The sequence below is a fragment of the Aeromonas sp. R4-3 genome, assembly GCF_040908275.1.
Classification (GTDB): domain Bacteria; phylum Pseudomonadota; class Gammaproteobacteria; order Enterobacterales; family Aeromonadaceae; genus Aeromonas; species Aeromonas rivipollensis.
Genome location: NZ_JBFODK010000049.1, coordinates 16,190 through 32,084, shown reverse-complemented (window position 1 = coordinate 32,084; position 15,895 = coordinate 16,190). Strand labels below are relative to the sequence as shown.

The following is a 15,895-nucleotide window of genomic DNA, read 5'->3' as shown; positions in this document are numbered from 1 at the left end:
ACGCATCGGGCCCCCTCACCGGGGCCCATTCGAGCGCCGCGACTTGCCTCTTGAACTTGCGAGCCCAGATGGGCTCGCAAGCCGTTTCTGATGCCGGCCCTCGCCAGGTGCCAAACCGCTGTCAGAGACAGCCATGACCCACAGGAGCATGTCATGAACAGATTGAAGATTGGGGCCCGTGCCCATGATCTCGCGGATCAGACGCCCCAGGCGCTGATCGCCCAGGCACATGAGCTCGGCCTCGACGGGCTGCAGCTGGCCGTGCACAAGAGCTGGCCCGAGGCCTATCAGGCCCGTGATATCCACGCCCTGACTACCCACATCCAGCAGTTGCAAGAGGCCGGGCTCCCCCTCTTCCTGCTGGCCAGCTACTTCAACCCCGCCCACTCCGACGCCGACGTCCTGGGGCGCGAGCTGGCGCGGGTACGGCTCAACATCGAGCTCGCCCAGCACTGCCACATCGGCGCCGTGGGCAGCGAGACCGGCTCCCTGAACGACGATGACTGGAGCCGGCACCCGGACAACCACGGCGCCGCCGCCTTTCACAAGGTGGAGCAGACCCTGGCCCAGTTAAAACCCGATCTGGCGCAAGCAGGTTGCGACTTTCTGGTCGAGGCGGTGTGCGATCACATCATTCACGACGCCCGGAGCCTGACGCGGCTGAATGCCCGCCTGGGGGAGCACTTCCTGGTGACCCTGGATCTGGCCAATCTGCTGGATGCCGACAACGCCGCGAACTGGCGCGAGATCCTGGCGGATTTTCTCGACCAGCATGGCGAGCGCATCCGGCTGTTTCATTTCAAGAACTTCATCCTGGCGGGACGTGACAAGGTGTCGGTGGGGTTGGCGCAGGGGCTGATCGATTATGCCGAGGTGCTGGTCATGCTGGCGCAGTGTCAGCTGACCCATATTCCCATCATCGTCGAGGAGCTGACGGGGGACGCCTTGCGGGAGAGCGTGGCCTATCTACGCCACTTGAGTCGATAACACGGGATGCGGGAGAGGATGAGCCCCCTACGACAAACGGCGCCCGGGGCGCCGCTTGGTTCATCCACCAGAGGGAGGGAGCTGAGCCCCGATATGGATGGCGCGTCCGATGGCCATCCCCGGTGGGGGATGGTCATCTTCGCGGCTATTGGGTCAGGCCCGCTCATTGCTCCACTTCAGCACCATGACGGCGCTGGCCAGCAGCAGTGTGATGCCATTGGCCATGATCAGCGGCGTGTCGCCCGACTTCAGGCCATAGGTCAGCCAGAGCAGCAGGCCGCTGATGAAGACCAGGTACATCTTGGTGGAGATCGCCTTGGTTTCCCGCGTCTTGAGGATGTCGAACACCTGCAGGGAGAAGGATCCCGTGGTCAGGAAGGCCGCACAGAGCCCGAGGGAGGCGGTATCGAAGGCAAACAGAACTGTGCTCAGGGCAGCCACCCCGGCCAGCATGATGATTCGATTGGATGAAACACACTTGTTCATTGATAGACCTGTTATTGAATGAGATTGGCAACGAATGACCTGTCGCCACCACCCGGCAGGGAGGCAGCCGCTCTTGGCCGCGCACATATCTTGGTGCGGCAAAGGGATCTGTGGCCCGGTTTCACGGGCCCGGCACGGCCATGAGCCACACCGGACAGGAAGTTTAATCTCAACAAATAAAAATACAAAACAGTGTTTTGATTTTTATTTTTCACTTGTTATCATTATTGACACTACAGACAACGCGACTGCCAACCTGCGGCGCTCATCGAGGTTAACCATGCAAATTCGTCAAAGCATTCACAGCGATCATGCCAGGCAGCTGGACACTCAGGGCCTGCGCCGTGAGTTTCTGGTGGAAGAGATCTTCAGCGCCGATCGGCTGACCATGACCTACAGCCACATCGACCGCATCGTGTTCGGCGGCATCATGCCAATTCAGAGCCCCCTCGCCTTCTCGGACGCGCTGGGCAAGACCTTCGGCGTCAACTATTTCCTCGAGCGCCGCGAGCTTGGCCTCATCAACATCGGCGGCCCGGGCGTGGTGGTGGTGGATGGCACTACCTATGAAGTTGGCAACGCCGAGGCGCTCTATGTGGGTCAGGGTGCCCGCGAGCTGAGCTTCGTCAGCGTCGACGCCGCGCAGCCGGCCAAGTTTTACTACAACAGCGCCCCGGCCCATGTGAGCTTCCCGACCCGCAAGGTCACCCGGGCAGAGGCCTCCCCGGCCACCCTGGGAGATGCGGCCACCAGCAACCGTCGCACCATCTACAAGTACCTGGTGCCGGATGTGCTGCCGACCTGCCAGCTGGTGATGGGCATGACCCAGCTGGAAGAGGGCAGCCTGTGGAACACCATGCCCTGCCACACCCACGAGCGCCGCATGGAGGTCTACTTCTACTTCAACATGAAGGACGACGCCGCCGTGTTCCACATGATGGGCAAGCCGGACGAGACCCGTCATCTGCTGGTTCACAACGAGCAGGCGGTGATCTCCCCGAGCTGGTCCATCCACTCCGGCGTCGGCACCCAGGCCTACACCTTTATCTGGGGCATGGTCGGCGAGAACCAGGTGTTCGGCGACATGGATCATGTGGCTGTCAGGGATCTGCGCTGATCCCCTCTTTGCCGGGCAGTGTGCACTGCCCGTTTTCCCCCATCATGCCTGCCACTTCGGGTGGCAGCAGAGGAAACAAGATGATTCTCAATGCATTCGATTTGAAGGGTAAGGTTGCCATAGTGACCGGTTGTGACACTGGTCTGGGTCAGGGCATGGCGCTCGGTCTGGCCGAAGCCGGCTGTGACATCGTCGGCATCAACATAGTCGAGCCCACCGACACCATCGCCAAGGTGGAGGCGCTCGGGCGCCAGTTCCTGAGCCTCAAGGCCGATGTCAGCAAGGTGGATACCCTGCCCGCCCTGGTGGATCAGGCTGTCTCCTGGTTCGGCCGCGTCGATATCCTGGTCAACAACGCCGGCATCATCCGCCGCGACGACGCTATCAGCTTCAGCGAGAAGGACTGGGACGACGTGATGAATATCAACATCAAGAGCGTCTTCTTCATGTCCCAGGCGGTCGCCAAACAGTTCATCGCCCAGGGCCAGGGCGGCAAGATAGTCAACATCGCCTCCATGCTCTCCTACCAGGGCGGGATCCGCGTCCCCTCCTACACGGCATCCAAGAGCGGCGTCATGGGGATCACCCGCCTGCTGGCCAACGAGTGGGCCAACAAAGGCATCAACGTCAACGCCATCGCCCCCGGCTACATGGCCACCAACAACACCACTGCCCTGCGCGCCGATGAGGATCGCAACGCCGCCATTCTGGAGCGGATCCCGGCCGGACGCTGGGGCGTGCCGGATGACATGATGGGCCCCGTGGTCTTCCTGGCCTCCCCCGCCTCCGACTACATCAACGGCTACACCATTGCCGTCGATGGTGGCTGGCTGGCTCGCTAACCCTTAACCCATACAAAAGGCGCCATCAGGCGCCTTTTTTCGTTCATCTCGTCTCGGGATCTATCCAATGCCGCTCGACTCCCTGGCCCAACTGCTTGGCCTGCTGGCCTGTGCCATAGGTATCACCGCCTTCCTGCAATCTCAGGACAGCAAACTGCGGCTGCACCTGACCCTCAACGGTGCACTCCTCACAGCCCATTTCATGCTGCTCGGCGCCACGGCCGCCGCCATCAACTGCCTGCTCTGTGCGGTACGGACCTGGGTCTCCGGCTATTATCGCGGCCTGGGTGTGATGCTGTTTTTTCTGGGACTGACCTGGCTATTGGTGATGCCCAAGGTCATACACCCCATCCAGTTGCTGACGCTGCTCGGCACCACCTTGAGCACCTACGCCCTGTTTCGGCTCGAGGGCATGGCGCTGCGGTTGTGCATGTTGAGCAGCACAGTCTGCTGGCTTGTCCACAACATCTGGGCGGGGTCATGGGGAGGCATCTTGCTGGAAGGCAGCTTTTTCATCGTCAACGGCCACATCATCCTCGGCCTCTACAGGGCGCGGCGACGGGGAAGATGCACGAGCACGCCACAGTTATAAGTCCCTGGTGCCCGGGCGAGCACGGAAAGCGACAAAAAAGCCGGTGGCGGAACTGCTGTCAGACAGTCCCGCCACCGGCTTGGTTCGAGAAAGAGCGCGGCAGGCTGCCGCGGCTCATCCCCTGTTACCTGGCCAGGAATGGATAATCGTGAAAACCGAGTTCAGCAGAGATACGGGCCGCGGCCTCATGGAGCAAGCCCACCAGCTCCTCCTTGTTCTCTTCACTGAAACGCACCAGGGGCAGTGACAGTGAGAGCCCGGCGATGATGCGCCCCATGCGGCTGTAGATGGGCACGGCGAAGCAGCGCAGGCCAGGCTCCATCTCTTCGTTGTCTTCCGCGTAACCCTGCTCGCGCACCAGGACCAACTGGGCCAGCAAGGCGTCGATGTCGGTCAGGGTGTGCTCGGTAAAGCGCTCAAAGCTCACATTGGCCAACATGCCGCGCACTTCTTCCTCGGGCAGCCAGGCCATCATCACCTTGCCCAGGGCAGTGCTGTAGAGCGGGCGGCGGCGACCGATGCGGGAGTACATCCGCAGGTTGTACTCGGAGTCTACCTTGTGCAGATAGACGATGCTGTCCTCATCGAGGGCCCCCAGGTGCAGGGTCTCCTTGGTCAGCTTGCCCAGGCGATGCATCTGGATATCCGCGATCGGGATCAGCTCCTGATGCTCCAGCGCCTTGCCACCGAGTTCAAACAGCTTCAGGCTCAGGGTGTACTTGTCGGACTCCCCCTCCTGATTGACATAACCCAGGGTCTTCATCGTCTGCAAGAAGCGATAGACGGTACTCTTCGACATCATGATCCGCTGGGACAACTCGGTGACGCCAATCTCTTTCTGCTCCCCCAGCGCCTGCAGGATGCCAAAGACCTTCAGGACGGATGAAACGGAATCTGGCGAGGTATCTACCACTGACATAGGGTTCTCCTTATAAGCTCCATCGTTTCAGTGTATTTGAAACGCAAGCCCAATCATAGCCATGGGTGTGTTTCACAGGCGGCAACGCCCAGGCTCTGCGCCATTGCCGATGAGGTCACAGACCCGGCTGACCGACGCCGCCGCCCTTGCAACCGGGCGGCACGGCGGCCATGCAGCCCCCTCCCTCGACATCAAGATCGCACCATTAGTCCCATAGTGGGGCCATATCGCATTTTTATGAAATGATGTTTTATTTTATTTGATGCGAGTTACACATTAAATATAATAACGGCGTCATCAACACGGGAGGGCATATGCCGACCAAGATTGCCGTCATTGGCGAGTGCATGATCGAACTATCCGAGAGCAAGGCAGGCATAGTCCGTCATTTTGGAGGGGACACCCTCAACACCGCCGTCTACCTGACCCGTACCAACCCCGATCTGGCCGTCTCCTATGTCACTGCCCTTGGCACCGACACCATGAGCGACGCCATGCTGACCCAGTGGCAACAAGAAGGGGTGCACACAGAGCTGGTACAGAGGCTGGAGCACAAACTGCCCGGTCTCTATCTCATCGAAACCGATGCCCGGGGCGAGCGCACCTTCCATTACTGGCGCAATGATGCCGCCGCCCGCTACTGGTTGCAGGGCGAAAACGCCGGGTCAATCTGCCAACAGTTGCAGCACGTTGACTGGCTCTATTTGAGCGGTATCAGCCTCGCCATCCTCCCCCTCGCCGATCGTGCCAGCCTGCTGCAGCAACTGGCCTTGTGTCGGGCCAAGGGGGTGAAGATCGCCTTTGACAACAACTTCCGGCCACGGCTGTGGGAAAGCAAGGAGGCGGCGCAACAGGCCTACCGTGCCATGCTGGCCCTCACCGACATCGCCTTCCTGACCCTGGACGACGAATTCTCCCTGTGGGGCGACAGCCAGGAGGCTGAGGTTGTGGCGCGTACTCAGGCGCTCGGGGTCGGCGAGATCGTCATCAAACGCGGGGCCGCGCCCTGCCTCATAGTACAAGGCGAGCGGCACGACCAGGTGCCTGCCATGTCACTGGCCAGGGAGCGGGTGATAGACACCACGGCGGCGGGCGACTCCTTCAGCGCCGGCTACCTCGCCACGCGGCTCGCCGGGCAAGCGGCAAGCGAAGCGGCCCGCTATGCCCATCTGCTGGCCGGCACCGTCATCCAGCATCGCGGGGCCATCATTCCCGGCTCGGCGATGCCAACAACCCCCCTTCCCACTGCTGAGGCAACCCATGTCAACCTTGCTTGAAACACTCTCGACCCTGAAGATCATCCCCGTCATCGCCATCCAGAACGCCGACGACGCCGTGGCCCTGGGCCAAGCCCTGATGGACAACGGCATGCCGAGCGCCGAGATCACCTTCCGCACCCCGGCGGCGGCCGAGGCTATCCGTCAGCTGCGGGCCGCCTTCCCCGCCATGATCATCGGGGCCGGCACAGTCCTCACCACGGACCAGGTGGATCAGGCCATAGACGCCGGGGTGGACTTCATCGTGAGCCCCGGCCTCAACCCGCGCATCGTCCAGTATTGCCAGGCTCGCGGCGTGCTGATGATCCCCGGGGTCAACAACCCCAGCCTGGTCGAGCAGGCGATGGAGCTGGGCTTGCAAACCCTCAAGTTCTTCCCGGCGGAGCCCTCCGGTGGCCTGCCCATGCTCAAGGCCATGAGCGCCGTCTACCCGGTTCGCTTCATGCCCACCGGGGGCGTCAGCCCCGCCAATGTGAAGGATTACCTGGCCCTGAACTCGGTGTTTGCCTGCGGCGGTACCTGGATGGTCCCGGCGGATCTCATCGAGAAACAGGAGTGGGACAAGATAGGCGCCCTGGTCCGTGAGGCCGTCGCGGCGCTCTGAACCCAGGCCCGCACCTGAATGACAAAGCCCTCATTGTGAGGGCTTTGTCATCTCTGGGAGCTTGCCGTGCCCGGCATCACAGGGGGGTGGCGCACTTGCGGTATTCGGTGGGGCTGACCCCGACCCGCTTTCGGAACACCCGGGAGAAGTAGAGCTGATCGTCATAACCCACCTGCTGACCTATGGTGGCCACCGACATGGGGGTGGTCTGCAGCAGCAGCTTGGCCCGCATGATCCGCTGATCCTCGCGCCAGCGCACTATGCTCACCCCCACCTGCTCGCGAAACAGGTGGGCCAACCGCGAGGGGGACAAGAAGACCTGCTCCGCCAGCGCCTCCACCGAGATCTCGGCACAGAGGGACTCGCTCAGGATCTGGCACGCCTGGTGAACTCTGTGATCTATGGTGGGATAGGCATTGAGGGAGGAGGCCTCGTAGCAGCGAATGAGCAGCCGCTCCAGCAGGTTCATGGCGAGCTGTTCCGACATGGGTCGCAGCTGCTGGTGGGTCTCTTCGATGTCGAGGAAGAGGGCGTCAAATTCGGCGAGCAACTGGCTGTCCGCCAGCTGCAGACGCCCCACCCGCTCCGTCACCTGGGGCCACTTGAGCCAGTCGGCCCAATAGGCTCGCGGCCGGAAGTAGACCCAGCGGTGATACCACTCCCGCGCATCCGGCGCCCGGCCGTAATAGTGCACGGCCGCCGGCGGGAACAGCAGCAGGTCGCCGGGCTCCACGGTGAAGGCCTGATCCCCCTGAAAGATCTGCCCCTTGCCCCTGATGGTCAGGTTGACGATGAAACCCTTCATGCCCTGGGGGCGGTCGATGATGAAGTCGAGGGCGCTCCCCTGCTCTATGGGGGTCATGCCCGAGACCAGGAAGACGTCGAAGGCGTAACCCGGCAACAGGGGATTGAGTTGTTTCGGCTTCTCTTTTTGCATCGAAGACATGGCGGAAAACAGCGCTTGGGTAAAAAAATCGGCTTGGGCCATTGTAGAGATCCGGCGTTGGAACAACCTATTTTCGCAAGCGGCCTGATGTGAATTTATTGAACTGGCTCACAGCTTGCTCGAAGGAGGCACCAGGCCAGCGTGGGCCGACCTGGTGCCTGAGGGCGCAACCGCTCAGACCCGGGCCTTGCGCACCTGCTTGTAGCGGTCGAACAGCACGGCGGCGAGCAGGATGAGGCCACGCACCACGTACTGGGCGAAGGGGGAGATGTTGAGCAGGTTCATGGCGTTCTCCATCAGCCCCAGGATCAGCACACCGGCGATGATGTAGGAGATCTTGCCGATGCCCCCCTTCATGGAGACCCCACCCAGCACGCAGGCGGAGATGACCACCAGCTCGAAGCCGATGGAGGTCATGGGCTGGCCCGAGGTCATGCGCGACGCCAGTATGATGCCGGCTATGGAGGCAATCAGCCCGGTCATGGTGAAGATGATGATCTTGGTGCGCACCACGTTGACCCCGGCGAGGCGCGCGGCCTCCTCATTGCCCCCCATGGCCAGGGTGTTGCGACCGAAGGTGGTTTTGTTGAGCAGCAGGCCAAACAGCACGAAGCAGAGCGCCGTCAGCCAGACCGGGGTCGGGATCCCGAACAGGGCTGAGTTGCCGAGCTCGAAGAAGCCCTCTTCCACTATGCCGACCGCCTTGCCGTCCGAGATGATGTAGCCCACCCCTCGCGCCATCTGCATGGTGGCCAGGGTGGTGATGAGGGCGTTGATCTTGAATTTGGCCACCACTATGCCGTTGATGAGGCCAAACAGCACCCCCACCGACATGCCGGCCAGTATGCCGACCGTGATGCTCTCGGTGGCGTTGATGCCCACGGCGCAGGCGACGCCGGAGCAGGCCACCACGGAACCGACCGACATGTCGAATTCGCCGGAGGCGAGGCAGAACAGCATGCCGCAGGCCACCATGCCCGACATGGAGACGGCAAGCCCCAGGCCGCGCATGTTGATCAGACTGGCGAAATTGGGCACCAGCGCGCAGGCCAGCAGGAACAGGATGGCGAAGATCACCAGCATGCCGTACTGATCCCACACTCGGGCCAGTTGCACTCTGGAGCCGGTGGCCGCCGAGACGGTCGCGGCCTGACCGGCAGAGGTAGTTGTTGTCATGGTATTTCTCCTAAAAATTCTGGGTGCTATCCCGTTGCAGTCACGGGGGATTAACGGGCCGGCATGGCCAGATTGAGTGCCTTGACCTCGTCGGCCTCATCGTGGGAGAGCTCCCCTGCAATCACCCCCTCCCGCATGACCATGATCCGATCCGCGATGCCCAGCACCTCAGGCAGCTCGCTTGAGACCACCACCACGGCGATGCCCACCCTGGCCAGATCGTAAATCACGTTGTAAATCTCGTTCTTTGCCCCGACGTCTATGCCGCGGGTCGGCTCGTCGAGCAAAATCACCTTCATGTCTTCGGAGAGCCAGCGCCCCAGAATGGCCTTCTGCTGGTTGCCGCCGGAGAGGTTCATGATGGCCTGATGGGGGGACGGGGTCTTGACCCGCATGTCGCGGATCCTGAGCCTCGCGTTTTCGTCCTCCCATTTCTGGTTGATCCAGAAGCCCCCCCACGCCTTGTGGCGGCGGGCGCTGATGTTGATGTTCTCCTGCACCGAGTGAATGGGGATGATGCCGAGCGCCTTTCTGTCTTCGGTACAGAGCATGATGCCGCTGTGAATGGCGTCGATGGGGTTGCGGATGGGCACCGGCTTGCCAAACACGACTATCTCGCCCCCATGCGCCTTCTCGGCGCCGAAGACAAGCTTCATCAGCTCGCTGCGACCGGCCCCCACCAGCCCGAAGATGCCGAGGATCTCGCCGCGTTTCACTTCAAACGACACCGGCGCCTTGAGTCCCGGCCCCATCAGGTTATCTACCCGCAGGCCCACCTCGCCGAGTGCCCTCGGGCTGTAGCCATAGATGTCGGTCAGATCCCGCCCCACCATGGTCTTGACCAGCAGATCCCGGTTGACCTCGGCCATGGAGGCGAAGGTGCGCACAAACTGGCCATCCTTGAAGACGGTGATGGCATCGCACAGGGCGAAGATCTCGTCCATGCGGTGGGAGACGTAGAGAATGACCTTGCCCTCGTCCCGCAACTGGCGAATGACCCGAAACAGCTGATCTATCTCGCGAGACGACAGGCTGCTGGTCGGCTCGTCGAAGGCGATGACGCTGGCGTCCCGGGTCAGGGCCTTGGCGATCTCCACCATCTGCCACTGCCCCAGCGACAGGTACTTGAGCGGCGTCTCCGGCGACACATCCATGCCGAGGCGCGCCAGCTGTTTCGCCGCATCCTGATAGAGCTTCTCCCTGTCGATGACCCCGCGCCGGGTGGGCAACTGGCCGAGGTAGATGTTCTCGGCGATGGTCATCTCGGGGACCAGATGCAACTCCTGATAGATGATGGCGATCCCGCTCTCCAGGGCATCGACCGTGTCTTGAAAGACCTTCTCCTGGCCGGCCAGCTTCACCACCCCCGTGGTGGGAGCCTGAAAGCCGCTCAGGATCTTGAGCAGGGTGGATTTGCCTGCGCCGTTCTCCCCCATCAGCGCATGCACCGAGCCCTGCTGGCAGGAGAAGGAGACGTTCTGCAGCGCCTTGACGCCGGGGAACTCCTTGCTGATGCCGCAAAACTCCAGATATGGAACTTGATTCATGACATGACTCCAGCCAGCCGGCACGGCGCAGGGCACCATGCCGGCATGGGTATCAGGGGTTGGCGATCACAGACCTTTCTTCTGCAGCTCGACCTTGAAGTTGTCGCGGGTGATGAGCACCACATCGGTCACTTCGGTGAACTTGGCAGGCTCGGTGCCATTGACCACCCAGTCATGGAGCATCTGGATGCTCTTGTAGCCGTGCACGTCCGGGCTTGGCAGCAGGGAGCCGAGGAAGCCGGTGGCGCTGGACTTTGAGAGCTCGTTCACCGCATCCACCCCGTTGATGCCGATGCCGATGACGTTTTCGGCCTTGAAGCCCTGTCCTTCGGTGGCACGCACGCCGCCGAGCACCGTATTGTCATTCATGCCGACGATGAGCCAGTTTTTGACCTCGGGGTGCTGCACCAGCATGGAGTTGGCGGCATCCAGGGCCCCCGGAATGTCGTTGGCCTTGGTGGGGGAGCGGTAGATCTGGCCTTCAGGGAAACCGGCAGCCTTGAGCGCGCTCAAGGAGCCGTCGACCCGGCGACGGGCGGTATCCAGCTCATCGGCGGTGATGGCGAGCACCCCCGTTGCCTTCAGGTCCCACTGGCGTTTTTGCATCTCCTTGTAGAGCTCCTGGCCCTGGCGCTCGCCAATCTTGGTGGCGGCCATCATCACCAGGGGCACCTGCTCCATGGGCAGCCCCTTGGCGTTGACGAACTGGTCATCCACAGTGATGACCTTGAGATCCATGCTGTTGGCCTTGGCCATGATGGCGGCCCCGAGCTTGGGGTCCGGGGTGCAGATGACGAAACCCTTGGCGCCATTGGCCGCCAGGCTGTCGATGGCATTGAGGGTCTTCTCCCCATCGGGCACGGCTATCTTGATCACCTCGAAACCGAGATCCTTGCCCGCCTTGTCGGCGAAGTTCCATTCGGTCTGGAACCAGGGCTCCTCCGGCTGCTTGACCAGGTAGCCCAGCTTCAGCGCCTCGGCCGAGAAAGCAGAATTTGCCATACCAAGGGCAAACCCCATCGCGATCATGCCTTTAACGATTTTGTTCATGCGAGTGTCTCCAGATGTTCCATCAATCCATGTATCCATGAAACGCAGCCATTGGGTCCATTCCTCTGACCGCCACATAAAAACATGTCCAAACATGACGTTATTGTTGTTGCTAGATGAGCGAACCAAGTTGTAATCGTTTTCACATGGAAAAATGGAGAGCAGGATCACGCCATGAGATTGCAGCCATTTTGTCTATATATTTAGCAAAATCGTTACATACAGAATCCTCGACCAGGGTCACCCTCTTGCGCTTGTAGCGTTTAAATCCATATTTCCAGCAGCCAATGGCTAACCGTCCGTCCGGTGCATCTCCTATGGTTCCTCCCCAGTCACCCCTCATTGATGGTCAGGAGCACATATGTCTGAGCACATCGTCATCGGACTCGATTTCGGCAGCGACTCGGTCAGGGCACTCGCCGTGCGCTGCCAGGACGGCGCCGAGCTGGCGACCCATGTCGTCTATTACCCACGCTGGCAGGCCGGCCACTACTGCCAGCCGGTCAACAACCAGTTCCGCCACCACCCCCTCGACTACATCGAATCCATGGAGCAGGCAGTGGTGGCTGTGGTGAGTCAGCTCACCCCAACCCAGCGAACCGCCGTGCGCGGCATAGGGGTGGACAGCACAGGCTCCACCCCGGCCCCCATCGATGAGGAAGGGCGAGTGCTGGCCCTGCGCCCGGAATTTGCCGACAACCCCAACGCCATGTTCGTGCTGTGGAAGGATCACACCGCCATCGAGGAGGCCGAGGCCATCACGGCCCTGTGCCACGGCGGCCAGTTCCCCGACTACAGCCGCTACATAGGCGGCATCTACTCCTCCGAGTGGTTCTGGGCCAAGATACTGCACGTCTCCCGAGCCGATGCTGCGGTGCGCGCCGCCGCCTGCAACTGGGTCGAACTGTGCGACTGGGTGCCCGCCATACTGAGCGGCACCCAGGCCCCGGCGACCCTCAAGCGCGGGCGCTGCGCCGCCGGTCACAAGTCCCTCTGGCACCCGAGTTGGGGCGGTCTGCCTGCCGCCGACTTTCTCAACGCCCTGGATCCGCTGCTGACCCAGGATCTCGACTTCCCCCTCTTTACCGACAGCTGGACCGCCGATCTGCCGGTCGGCACCCTGACCCCGGAGTGGGCCGAGCGGCTGCACCTCTCCTGCGAGGTGGTGATCGCCGGCGGCGCCTTTGACTGCCACATGGGGGCTGTGGGGGCCGGGGCCGGCAACAATGCGCTGGTCAAGGTGATAGGCACCTCCACCTGCGACATCCTGATCGCGGATGAGGCCACCATAGGCGAGCGCGCCATTGCCGGGATCTGCGGTCAGGTGGACGGCAGCGTGGTGCCGGGCATGGTGGGGCTGGAGGCGGGACAATCGGCGTTCGGCGACATTTATGCCTGGTATCAGCGCCAGCTCGGCTGGCCGCTGGACAGCCTCGCCGCCCAATACCCCGAGCTTCGTACCGCCATCGAGGCCCACAAGCGGGAGCTGTTGCCGAGCCTCGCCGCCGCCTGGGAGCAGCAGCGCGATCTCGCCCACCTGCCTGTGGTGCTCGACTGGTTCAACGGCCGCCGCACCCCCTATGCCAACCAGCGCCTGCAGGGCACCCTCACCGGCATCAACCTCGGCACCGATGCGCCCGACTTGTTCGGCGCCCTGGTGGCCTCCACCGCCTTCGGGGCCCGCAGCATCATGGAGTGCATGACCAGCCAGCAGGTGCCGGTGGAGCAGGTGATTGCGCTCGGCGGCATAGCCCGCAAATCAACGACTGTGATGCAGACCTGCGCCGACGTGATGAATCGCCCCATCCAGGTGGTGGCCTCGGATCAGTGCTGCGCCCTGGGGGCGGCCATCTTTGCCGCCGTGGCGGCCGGTCTCTACGCCGATGTGGCGGATGCCCAGCGCCATATGGCGAGCGCCGTGGAGCGCACCCACCAGCCGGATCCGGTGCGGGTCGCCGAGTATGAGCGGCTCTACCAGCGCTACCTCGCCTGGAGCGCCGCCGCCGAACCCCTCTACAACCGGGGGGCACTGGCATGAGCCTCAACATCCTCAAGGAGCAGGTGCTCGCCGCCAACCTGGATCTGCCGCGCCACGGTCTGGTGACCTTCACCTGGGGCAACGTGAGCGGCATAGACCGGGAACAGGGTCTGGTGGTGATCAAGCCGAGCGGCGTCAGCTACGAGCGGATGCGGGCCGAGGACATGGTGGTGCTGGATCTCGCGGGCAAGCAGCTGGAAGGGTCCTTGCGTCCCTCCTCCGACACCGCCACCCATCTGGTGCTCTATCGCACCTATCCCGAACTGGGCGGCGTGGTGCACACCCACTCCACCCACGCCACCGCCTGGGCCCAGGCCGGACGCCCCATTCCCATTTTCGGCACCACCCAGGCCGACTACTTCAACGGCGAGATCCCCTGCTCCCGCCTGCTCACCCCGGGGGAAGTGGAGGAGGACTACGAGGGGCTGACCGGTCATCTCATCGTCGAGACCCTCAAACAGACCCCCATCCTCACCATGCCGGGGGTGCTGGTGGCCAACCACGGCCCCTTCAGCTGGGGCAAGAGCCCCGATGATGCTGTGCACAACGCCGTGGTGCTGGAAGAGGTGGCCCGCATGGCCTGGCTCACCGGCCAGATCAACCCCGCAGCCAGCCCCCTGCCCCATTACCTGCTGGAGAAGCACTACCAGCGCAAACATGGCAAACACGCCTATTACGGCCAGACAAAAGCGTAAAAAGAGGACACCAAGATGGAATTGATGAAACAGCTGGAAGTGTGGTTCCTGGTCGGCAGCCAGCACCTGTATGGCGCCACCACCTTGAAGCAGGTGGCCGATCACGCCCACACCATCACCAACCAGCTCAACGAGGGGGCCGGGCTGCCCATCAAGATAGTGCTCAAGCCCACAGGCACCACACTCGATGAGATAAGCAGCGTCGCTCGCGATGCCAATCACAGCGAGCAGTGCGTGGGGCTCATGGTGTGGATGCATACCTTCTCCCCCGCCAAGATGTGGATCCCGGCCCTGAGTCAGCTGCAAAAACCCCTGCTGCAGTTCCACACCCAGTTCAACCGGGATCTCCCCTGGAGCGAGATCGACATGGACTTCATGAACCTGAACCAGACCGCCCACGGTGGGCGCGAATTCGGCTTCATGGGAGCCCGCCTGCGGCTGCCCCGCACAGTGGTGGTCGGCCACTGGCAGGATGAAGAGGCCAGACAGAAGATCGGCAACTGGATGCGGGTCGCCGCCGCCATCCACGACAGCCGCCACCTCAAGATCGCCCGCTTTGGCGACAACATGCGCAACGTGGCGGTCACCGAAGGCGACAAGATAGAGGCCCAGATCCAGTTCGGCTATCAGGTGAACTACCACCCGGTCGGCGATCTGGTGAAGGTGATCGACGCCGTGTCCGACAGCGATATCGAGGCGCTGCTGGCCGAATACGAAGAGAGCTACACCCTGACCGAGGCGGTGCAGGCGGGCGGACCGCTGCGCTCATCTCTGTATGAGGCGGCGCGCCAGGAGCTGGGGATGAAGAAGTTCCTCACCGACGGCGGCTTTGGCGCCTTTACCACCACCTTCGAGGATCTCCACGGCCTGCACCAGTTGCCGGGGCTCGCCTGCCAGCGCCTGATGCAGCAAGGCTTCGGCTTCGGGGCCGAAGGGGACTGGAAGACAGCGGCCCTGCTGCGCACCCTGAAAGTGATGGGAGCCGGCCTCGCGGGCGGCACCTCCTTCATGGAGGATTACACCTACCACCTGGAGGCGGGCAATAACCTGGTGCTGGGGGCCCACATGCTGGAGGTCTGCCCCTCCATCGCCGCCGATAAACCCGTGCTGGACGCCCAGCACCTGGGGATTGGCAAGAAGGCCGATCCGGCCCGCCTGCTGTTTGCGGCCCCCGCCGGCAAGGCGGTCAATGCCAGCCTCATCGACTTGGGCAACCGCTTCAGGCTGGTGGTCAATCAGCTCGAAGTGGTGGACTTGCCAGAGGCCATGCCCAAACTCCCGGTGGCCAGCGCCCTGTGGAAACCCATGCCCGACCTGCAAACCAGTGCCGAGGCCTGGATCCTGGCGGGGGCCGCCCACCACTCGGTGTTCACCCAATCGGTCGACATAGAGCAGCTGCGCACCTTCGCCGACATCATGGGCATAGAGTTCGTGGTGATCGACGAGCACACCCGGATCCCCGCGCTCAAGGAGGCCCTGCGCTGGAACGAGGTCTACTACAAGATCTGCCACTGACCCCTTACTCGGCCAGCGGCCACCACAATGACAACAGCCCCGCCAGCGGGGCTGTTGTTTTTTGATGGGGCAGACAGATGTCACCCCGTCAGGGGAGGCACTGA

15 protein-coding genes are annotated in these 15,895 nt (G+C 62.4%); 9 read left to right on the top strand and 6 right to left on the bottom strand.

Translation table 11 applies throughout. From position 1 onward, the window contains the following. Window positions 1–153: 153 nt before the first annotated feature. Window positions 154–987 carry a sugar phosphate isomerase/epimerase family protein gene (locus AB5Y91_RS14655; RefSeq protein ID WP_368170136.1) on the top strand — a complete coding sequence of 278 codons (834 nt, stop codon included), beginning with the start codon at window positions 154–156 and terminating at the stop codon, window positions 985–987. 153 nt (window positions 988–1,140) lie between these two features. Here the strand turns inward: AB5Y91_RS14655 and AB5Y91_RS14650 are convergent, their stop codons facing one another. Further along, window positions 1,141–1,473 (bottom strand): SemiSWEET family sugar transporter, encoded by a 333-nt coding sequence (locus tag AB5Y91_RS14650; protein WP_111910953.1) that lies wholly within the window; start codon window positions 1,471–1,473, stop codon window positions 1,141–1,143. 280 nt (window positions 1,474–1,753) lie between these two features. Here AB5Y91_RS14650 and kduI point away from each other — a divergent pair, with 280 nt between their 5' ends. The 3 genes from kduI to AB5Y91_RS14635 all read left to right on the top strand — a co-directional run bounded on the left by kduI (window position 1,754) and on the right by AB5Y91_RS14635 (window position 4,024). Continuing rightward, window positions 1,754–2,590, top strand: a complete 837-nt coding sequence (gene kduI, locus AB5Y91_RS14645) for a 5-dehydro-4-deoxy-D-glucuronate isomerase (RefSeq protein ID WP_234676952.1) — start codon at window positions 1,754–1,756, stop codon at window positions 2,588–2,590. Between the two features lie 80 nt (window positions 2,591–2,670). After that, the gene (gene kduD, locus AB5Y91_RS14640; RefSeq protein WP_290071074.1) at window positions 2,671–3,432 is read left to right on the top strand and encodes a 2-dehydro-3-deoxy-D-gluconate 5-dehydrogenase KduD; all 762 of its coding nucleotides are present in this window, start codon (window positions 2,671–2,673) and stop codon (window positions 3,430–3,432) included. A gap of 67 nt (window positions 3,433–3,499) precedes the next feature. After that, window positions 3,500–4,024, top strand: a complete 525-nt coding sequence (locus AB5Y91_RS14635; protein WP_106887018.1) for a YgjV family protein — start codon at window positions 3,500–3,502, stop codon at window positions 4,022–4,024. Between the two features lie 124 nt (window positions 4,025–4,148). On the opposite strand, the gene kdgR is transcribed toward AB5Y91_RS14635, so the two are convergent. Next, complete coding sequence (gene kdgR, locus AB5Y91_RS14630) at window positions 4,149–4,943, bottom strand: DNA-binding transcriptional regulator KdgR (protein WP_106887019.1); 795 nt, start codon at window positions 4,941–4,943, stop codon at window positions 4,149–4,151. 314 nt (window positions 4,944–5,257) lie between these two features. On the opposite strand from kdgR, the gene AB5Y91_RS14625 reads away from it, so the two are divergent. Both AB5Y91_RS14625 and AB5Y91_RS14620 read left to right on the top strand, forming a co-directional pair. After that, the gene (locus AB5Y91_RS14625; RefSeq protein WP_368170135.1) at window positions 5,258–6,220 is read left to right on the top strand and encodes a sugar kinase; all 963 of its coding nucleotides are present in this window, start codon (window positions 5,258–5,260) and stop codon (window positions 6,218–6,220) included. Next, window positions 6,204–6,824: a bifunctional 4-hydroxy-2-oxoglutarate aldolase/2-dehydro-3-deoxy-phosphogluconate aldolase gene (locus tag AB5Y91_RS14620; protein ID WP_163149066.1), complete on the top strand. Its 621-nt coding sequence runs from the start codon at window positions 6,204–6,206 to the stop codon at window positions 6,822–6,824. Before AB5Y91_RS14625 ends, AB5Y91_RS14620 begins: the two co-directional genes overlap by 17 nt. 76 nt (window positions 6,825–6,900) lie before the next feature. Here AB5Y91_RS14620 and araC read toward each other — a convergent pair whose 3' ends face one another. The 4 genes from araC to AB5Y91_RS14600 all read right to left on the bottom strand — a co-directional run bounded on the left by araC (window position 6,901) and on the right by AB5Y91_RS14600 (window position 11,543). Further along, window positions 6,901–7,812, bottom strand: coding sequence for an arabinose operon transcriptional regulator AraC (gene araC / locus AB5Y91_RS14615; protein WP_368170134.1), 912 nt, complete (start codon window positions 7,810–7,812; stop codon window positions 6,901–6,903). 132 nt (window positions 7,813–7,944) lie between these two features. Then, the gene (gene araH / locus AB5Y91_RS14610; protein ID WP_106887023.1) at window positions 7,945–8,946 is read right to left on the bottom strand and encodes an L-arabinose ABC transporter permease AraH; all 1,002 of its coding nucleotides are present in this window, start codon (window positions 8,944–8,946) and stop codon (window positions 7,945–7,947) included. Window positions 8,947–8,996: 50 nt separating this feature from the next. Then, entirely contained in the window at window positions 8,997–10,493 is a 1,497-nt protein-coding gene (gene araG / locus AB5Y91_RS14605; protein WP_368170133.1) for an L-arabinose ABC transporter ATP-binding protein AraG, read from the bottom strand. A 66-nt stretch (window positions 10,494–10,559) separates the two neighbouring features. Then, on the bottom strand, window positions 10,560–11,543 hold the full coding sequence (locus tag AB5Y91_RS14600) for an arabinose ABC transporter substrate-binding protein (RefSeq protein WP_163149068.1): 984 nt from the start codon (window positions 11,541–11,543) through the stop codon (window positions 10,560–10,562). Window positions 11,544–11,904: 361 nt separating this feature from the next. On the opposite strand from AB5Y91_RS14600, the gene AB5Y91_RS14595 reads away from it, so the two are divergent. The 3 genes from AB5Y91_RS14595 to araA are packed head-to-tail and all read left to right on the top strand — an operon-like array spanning window position 11,905 to window position 15,791. Beyond that, window positions 11,905–13,581 carry a ribulokinase gene (locus tag AB5Y91_RS14595; protein WP_368170132.1) on the top strand — a complete coding sequence of 559 codons (1,677 nt, stop codon included), beginning with the start codon at window positions 11,905–11,907 and terminating at the stop codon, window positions 13,579–13,581. Then, window positions 13,578–14,276 (top strand): L-ribulose-5-phosphate 4-epimerase, encoded by a 699-nt coding sequence (locus tag AB5Y91_RS14590; protein ID WP_368170131.1) that lies wholly within the window; start codon window positions 13,578–13,580, stop codon window positions 14,274–14,276. Before AB5Y91_RS14595 ends, AB5Y91_RS14590 begins: the two co-directional genes overlap by 4 nt. 15 nt (window positions 14,277–14,291) lie before the next feature. Further along, on the top strand, window positions 14,292–15,791 hold the full coding sequence (araA, locus tag AB5Y91_RS14585) for an L-arabinose isomerase (protein ID WP_368170130.1): 1,500 nt from the start codon (window positions 14,292–14,294) through the stop codon (window positions 15,789–15,791). The last annotated feature ends 104 nt before the right edge of the window (window positions 15,792–15,895 follow it).